We start from the raw sequence: 1,563 nt of genomic DNA, 5'->3' as shown, positions 1-1,563 counted from the left end.
ACATCTAGCATGGTGGCCAGTACAATAATGATAAGACTGATACCACCAATAAGCTGACAAAACCTTGAGATAAGGGTGCTAAGTTTGACTAAAAACGCCATGTGACCACTCCTTTAGGTTAGACCTTACAGGCTGCACTGGCGGCTTTGGCTTTGGCATAAACACCATTTGCGTCTAAGCCCAGAGCAGTAACATCAGCAAGATATTTTTTGGTGCCTTTTTCAAGAGGTCCTTTCCAATTAGGATCATTCAATGGATCAGGGATTTCAACAATTTCATCACCTTTGTCCCTAGCCGCTTTTATTGCCATATCATCATGCTTATCAAATACTTCACCAACCTTATTGGCAAGTGCCATACCTGAGTTTTTATCCAATACCTTTTTTAAATCGTCAGGTAAGCTTTCATACTTATCTTTATTCATAGTGACCATAAGCGCCGAGCTATAAAAAGGAATATTGGTATGGTATTTGGTAATTTCATCGATTTTAAAGGCAGTGACAGCTTCCCAAGGAAAACTTAAGCCATCAACAACACCGCGTTGTAAAGAGGTGTACATATCATTGGCAGGCAACCCTACTGGTGAGGCACCCGCACTTTCAATAATGTCACCAGCAACCGCAGAAGGACGACGGATACGCATACCCTTCATATCTTCAGGCGTACGAATCAGCTTGTTAGTCGTATGCAACGAACCCGGTCCAGCGCCATACATAAATAACAGATGTGAATCTTGGTATTCGCTGGCTAAAGTACCATCTTCATATAGAGTTTGGAGCATGCAGCCCATTTGAGTCGCTGAGTTTGATAAACCTGGAAGCTCGGTAATCTGAGTTAAAGGAAAGCGTCCACTAGTATAACCGTGTGCTTGTGACCCAATATCTATGGTACCTTTGGCGGCAGATTCATAAGTAACATCTGCTTTAGCAAGACCTGCTGAGGGGTACAATTCTACTTTCAGGCGGCCGTCAGAATCTGCTTCTATTTGTTTAGCCCAAGGCTCAAAGACCTCTGTACTAATAGAAGAAGTTGCTGGCCAAAAATGTGAAAAGCGTAATGTTGTTGTCTCTTGAGAAGTGGTTGCGGAAGCATCAGTGCTATCAGAAGCTTGATTAGAACAACCTAAAAGGCTAATAGCCGCCAAGGCACCTATTGAAAAAAGAGGAGCTAACTTCATTATCAATTCCTTTTGATAATCATGGATAGGGTGTGAACTTACACTGATAAATGCAATATAGTGCCAAAATTCTTATAAGCTTCACATGTACTTTTAATTAACTAAAGTTTAAACACTCTTTAAAATTAGCAGCTATAATGATATAAGTCAAATCATTTTAGATGGACAAGAAAAATATATTTAATCTAAGAAACAGCCCTTTTTAAAGAAAAAATCATTTACGCATTTTATCAAATAAATTTAAACCCAGCCTTCCCTTAATCCGCAGACAAAGAAAACCCCCTTACACAAAGTGCAAGGGGGTTTAGCTTTAAGAATAGAGAGCTGACGATGACCTACTCTCACATGGCCGGAGCCACACTACCATTGGCGCAATGATGTTTCAC

General features: G+C 40.4%; 1 protein-coding gene. It reads right to left on the bottom strand.

All coding sequences use genetic code 11. The annotated features are described in order from the left end of the window. Window positions 1–118 precede the first annotated feature (118 nt). On the bottom strand, window positions 119–1,177 hold the full coding sequence (locus FQ084_RS13155) for a TRAP transporter substrate-binding protein (RefSeq protein WP_149491076.1): 1,059 nt from the start codon (window positions 1,175–1,177) through the stop codon (window positions 119–121). Between the last annotated feature and the right edge of the window lie 386 nt (window positions 1,178–1,563).

Source organism: Psychrobacter sp. ANT_WB68, assembly GCF_008369115.1.
Taxonomy (GTDB): domain Bacteria; phylum Pseudomonadota; class Gammaproteobacteria; order Pseudomonadales; family Moraxellaceae; genus Psychrobacter.
Note: the sequence above shows the minus strand (reverse complement) of the source record. Positions and strands in the feature narration are given on the sequence as shown.

What these genes read in the sequence shown, in the direction of transcription:
- FQ084_RS13155 (WP_149491076.1), bottom strand. Translation starts at nt 1,177, where the DNA reads ATGAAGTTAGCTCCTCTTTTTTCAATAGGTGCCTTGGCGGCTATTAGC.